Origin of the sequence: Clostridium tarantellae (assembly GCF_009295725.1) — a bacterium.
Taxonomy (GTDB): Bacteria; Bacillota; Clostridia; order Clostridiales; family Clostridiaceae; genus Sarcina; species Sarcina tarantellae.
Genome location: NZ_WHJC01000242.1, coordinates 1 through 5,156, shown reverse-complemented (window position 1 = coordinate 5,156; position 5,156 = coordinate 1). Strand labels below are relative to the sequence as shown.

Annotated in this window: 3 protein-coding genes; 2 read left to right on the top strand and 1 reads right to left on the bottom strand. The window is 24.7% G+C overall.

Annotated elements, in window-relative coordinates; translation table 11 throughout:
• Positions 1-190 precede the first annotated feature (190 nt).
• Positions 191-1,486 (top strand): phosphopyruvate hydratase, encoded by a 1,296-nt coding sequence (gene eno / locus GBZ86_RS12445; protein ID WP_152891124.1) that lies wholly within the window; start codon positions 191-193, stop codon positions 1,484-1,486.
• Positions 1,487-1,866: 380 nt separating this feature from the next.
• Positions 1,867-4,425 carry a bifunctional lysylphosphatidylglycerol flippase/synthetase MprF gene (gene mprF / locus GBZ86_RS12440; protein ID WP_152891122.1) on the top strand — a complete coding sequence of 853 codons (2,559 nt, stop codon included), beginning with the start codon at positions 1,867-1,869 and terminating at the stop codon, positions 4,423-4,425.
• A 79-nt stretch (positions 4,426-4,504) separates the two neighbouring features.
• Here the strand turns inward: mprF and GBZ86_RS12435 are convergent, their stop codons facing one another.
• Entirely contained in the window at positions 4,505-5,137 is a 633-nt protein-coding gene (locus GBZ86_RS12435; protein ID WP_152891120.1) for a superoxide dismutase, read from the bottom strand.
• Between the last annotated feature and the right edge of the window lie 19 nt (positions 5,138-5,156).

The window sequence follows — 5,156 nt, the reverse complement described above, 5'->3', positions numbered from 1 at the left end:
ATAATATATATATAATGGTATAGTTGGTAATATTAATTAAGGTTGAATTTATAATATTAAAGTAATAGAATAAAAACAAATATTACATTATTAAAAAAATTCAGAAAATAATGTATTTATAAACTAAAAGAAGAGAATACTACAAAAGAATTATTTAGAAAGGTATTTTCTTTAGGAGGTAGTAAAAGGTATGAAACAATATGTAGAAATTGTAGACGTAATAGCAAGACAAATTCTTGATTCAAGATGTTTTCCTACAGTAGAGGTTGAGGTTATATTAGAAGATGGAACAATAGGTAGAGCTGCAGTTCCATCAGGAGCTTCAACAGGTATATATGAAGCTGTTGAATTAAGAGATGGTAACAAAGATAAATATATGGGAAAAGGTGTTCAACAAGCTGTTGATAATGTAAATGATGAAATTGCTGATGAAATAGTTGGTATGAATGTTTTAGATCAAGTTTATATTGATAAAACTCTTATAGAGTTAGATGGAACACCAAATAAAGGAAGATTAGGTGCAAATGCAATATTAGGAGTTTCTTTAGCAGTGGCTCAAGCAGCAGCTAATTATTTGGGTATTCCTTTATATCAATACATAGGAGGAACTAATGCTAAAGTACTTCCAGTTCCAATGATGAACATAATAAATGGTGGTAGTCATGCAGATAATTCAGTAGATTTACAAGAATTTATGGTTATGCCTGTAGGCTTTGATTGTTTTGAAAGAGCAATTCAAGCTTGTGCAGAAGTTTATCATTCATTAAAGAAAACATTAAATGAAAAGGGTTATTCTACAGGGGTTGGTGATGAAGGAGGCTTCGCACCAAATTTAAAATCAAATTCTGAAGCAATTGATGTAATTTTAGAAGCTATTAAAAAAGCTGGATATGAGCCAGGAAAAGAAATGTTTATAGCTATAGATGCTGCTTCATCTGAATATTATAAAGATGGCAAATATGTTTTAGAACATGAAGGAAAAACTTTAACTGCTGCTGAAATGGTTGATTTCTTAGAAGATTGGGTTAATAAATATCCAATAATATCTATAGAAGATGGTATGGCAGAAGAAGATTGGGAAGGATGGAAACTATTAACAGAGAGATTGGGTAATAAAATTCAATTAGTAGGAGATGATTTATTTGTTACTAATACTGAAAAGTTATCTATGGGAATAGAAAAAGGAGTAGCAAATTCAATTCTTATTAAACTAAACCAAATAGGAACATTAACTGAAACATTAAATGCTATAGAAATGGCAAATAGAGCTGGATATACTGCAGTTGTTTCACATAGATCAGGTGAAACAGAAGATACTACAATAGCAGATCTTGTTGTTGCAACTAATGCAGGTCAAATAAAAACAGGAGCGCCAGCTAGAAGTGAGAGAGTTGCTAAATATAATCAATTAATAAGAATTCATGAAGAATTAGGTGATGTTGCTGAATATAGAGGATTAAACGCTTTCTTTAATATTAAAAAGTAATTTATTTAATATTATAGCTAATAAAGATTTATAATAAACCTCATTAAATATATTGAATATAAGTAAGTTAAAATTAACATTATTTATATCAATTTTATTTAATGAGGTGTTTTTTTGATGAGATATTTTGGTAAATTAAGGAATATTTCTAATAAAATTTAAAATTATTTTAAAAAGCAATATTTAAAATAGAAAAACTTAGATAAAATTAAAAATTTACGTTATAATTATACAAGAGAATTTTATAAAACTAACATTAAATTATAAAGTTTACTCATATATTATTTTTGAAAAAATAATATATGAGTAAAAAACTTAAGGTTAGTAAAAAATATATTTAATATAAAACTAAGGATAAATTGAGGGAGGATAGTTTGAAAATGAAATTCAAAATAAATTTGAATAAAAAAGTTAAATTAGTTTTTAAAATTTTATTTGTATCTACAGTATTACTTTTTGTTGTAAGAGAATTTAGCAACATTATAAAAAGCTTTAATATGCAATACTTTTTAACATATAGAGATAGATTGACTTGGATTAATCTACTTATAATAGGAGTATTGGGAATAATTTCATATATACCATTATCTTTTTATGATTTTATTTTAAAGAAAGAAGTGGGAATAAAACTTAATAATATGAAGTTATATAAATATTCATGGATTGCTAGTTCTATATCTAGTTTGTTAGGTTTTGGAGGAGCTACTTCCTTAGCATTTAAACAATATTTTTATGGAAATTATGTAAATGATAAAAAGAAATTATTAAAAGAAATAGGAAAAATAGTAGCATTAAACTTAACAGGATTATCTTTGATTTGTATTATATATGTTTTTTTGCAATTAAGAAAATGGGAAAGTATAGGATTAGTTAAATATCCAATAATAATAATTTCTTTATATACTCCTATACTTATAGTTTTTTTAATATATAAATATATTAGAACAAAAGATAGTAAAGAATTTTTTTGTACATTATCAATTATAGGTATTTCTTTTTCAGAGTGGTTAACTACTGTTATTTTAATATATTCAACTATTAAAATAACAGGAGCTAGTATTACTGTATTTCAATTTTTACCTGTATATGTAGAAGCAGCTGTTTTAGGTATATTAAGTATGATACCAGGAGGCTTAGGAACTTTTGATTTAGCTTTTATGGAAGGATTAAAAGCATTAAATATACCTATAGAACAAACATTATTAGTAACAATTTTATATAGAATAAGTTATTTTATAGTTCCAGCTACTATAGGAGTTATATTATATGTACATGATTTTGGAAAAAAAGTGAATGAAAAATTTCAAGGTATTCCTAAAGAAATACTTTCAACTATAGCTTATAAAATATTAATAGTTCTTGTATTTATTTCAGGTAGTGTTATAGTATTAGCTAATATAGCACCAGATATTCTTTATAAAATTAAGTTTATAAAGATATTGTTAGCGCAAAGAGCCATAGGTTTTTCAATAGGTATAAGCGTTATAATAGGTTTTTTAATAATATTAGCTTCTCTTATGATAAAATATAAATCAAAAGGAATATATAAAATTACTATTTCACTTTTAGCATTATCTATAATTTTTTCTTTTTCAAGAGGTATTAAATTAAGTGAATTAATTTTTCTTTTAATGGTATCTTATTTGGTTTATTTAAGTAGAGATAAATTTTATAGAAAAACTTTTGTAGTAACATGGAAAAATATTATTAAAGATACTATTATATTAATTATCTCTTTTATAACATATTTTTATATTGTAGCAAGATATAGCAAACATCTTTCAGTAAATAGTATTCATTATTTATCATATAAAATGGCATATAAGATGGGAATAATAGCTTTAGCTATAGTAATAGTAATTTATGTAGCTATTTATTTTTTAAATAGGGATTTAAAGCTACCTGTTAAAACTTTTGATGAATGTAAAGATGATATAAATAATATTTTAGAAAGTTATAATGGAACATCATTGACCCATTTAATATTTTTAAAAGATAAATATGTTTATTTAAATGAAGATAAAGATGTTTTATTTCAATATGAAGTTTTTGTAGATAAGTTATTTGTTTTAGGAAATCCCATAGGAAATAAAGAAAAAATACTTGGAGAAATAGAAAAATTTTGTAATTTCGCTGATACATATGGATATACACCTGTATTTTATCAAATAGATGATACAATGATAAATTATTTGCATTCTAATGGATATGATTTTATGAAATTAGGAGAAGAAGCTAAAATTGAAATTGATAGTTTTAAAGTTGTAGGAAATAAGATGAAAAATCTTAAGGCAGCTAAAAACAAAATGATTAAAGAAGGGTATACTTTTGAAGTACTTTATCCACCTTTTTCAAAGGATTTAATGAATAAATTAAAAAAAATTTCTGATGAATGGCTAGAAAATAGAAAAGAAAAAGGGTTTTCCGTAGGCTTTTTTGATGAAGATTATTTAAATAGAGCCCCTATAGCTATAATAAAAGATTGCAATGGAGATATGAAAGCATTTTCTAATATAATGTATATGTATGATAAAGATAAAAGTTTTTCAGTAGATTTAATGAGATTTACTAAAAATTCTCCTACAGGGTTAATGGATTTTATATTTATTAATTTAATAGAACAAGGTAAAGTAAAAGGGTTTAAAACTTTTAATATGGGAATGGCTCCATTAGCTAATGTAGGTGTATCAAAATATGCTTTTTTAAGTGAACGATTAGCATTACAATTATATGAAAATGGACAATTTTTGTATTCTTTTAAAGGTCTTAGAAAGTTTAAAGAAAAATACACAGATAAGTGGGAAGATAGATATATAGCATATAGAAGAAGTACTTCATTGCCAATAATTATGCTTCAAGCAGCTTTACTTTGTTCAAGAGGTAAGAACCAATTAATTATAATGGATAAAATTAATGATGTTTTATTTTTAAAAGTATAATTTTATACTTTTAAAATCTACTAAATAAAAAAGCTATGAATTTCATAGCTTTTTTATTTAGTAGATTTTTATGAAAATTTTAATTGTTAAGTCCTTCTAAAAATCTTTCTTCTACTTTATTCCAATTAATTATATTAAAGAAATTATCTAAATAATCTGCTCTTCTATTTTGATATTTTAAATAATAAGCATGCTCCCAAACGTCTACTGTTAACAATGGAAATTCACCATTTGATAAAGGACAATTTTGATTTGCTGTAGATATTATTTTAAGTTCTTTATTCTTATCTAATACTAGCCAAGCCCAACCTGAGCCAAATTGACCAAGAGCAGCATTTTTAAATTTAACTTTAAAATTATCTAAAGATCCAAAAGCTTTAATTAAAGCTTCTTTTAACACTATTTTAGGTTCTTTAGTGCAATCACATTGAGATGATGCAAGGCTTTCCCAATAAAACTGGTGATTAAACACTCCACCAGCATTATTTATTACAGCTTCAACAACATCTTCTGGGATTCTATCAAGATTCATTAAAATCTCAGGTAAAGTAAAATCATATGCTGCTGGATAATTTAATAAAGCTTTATTTAAGTTATCAGTATAAGTTTGTTGGTGTTTGTCATGATGAAATCTTACAGTTTCTTCATCAATATAAGGTTCAAGAGCATTATAATCATATTCTAATGGTTTTAATTTAAATTCTTTATTCATAATAAATCACCTCTATAAA

What these genes read in the sequence shown, in the direction of transcription:
- eno (WP_152891124.1), top strand. Translation starts at nt 191, where the DNA reads ATGAAACAATATGTAGAAATTGTAGACGTAATAGCAAGACAAATTCTT.
- mprF (WP_152891122.1), top strand. Translation starts at nt 1,867, where the DNA reads ATGAAATTCAAAATAAATTTGAATAAAAAAGTTAAATTAGTTTTTAAA.
- GBZ86_RS12435 (WP_152891120.1), bottom strand. Translation starts at nt 5,137, where the DNA reads ATGAATAAAGAATTTAAATTAAAACCATTAGAATATGATTATAATGCT.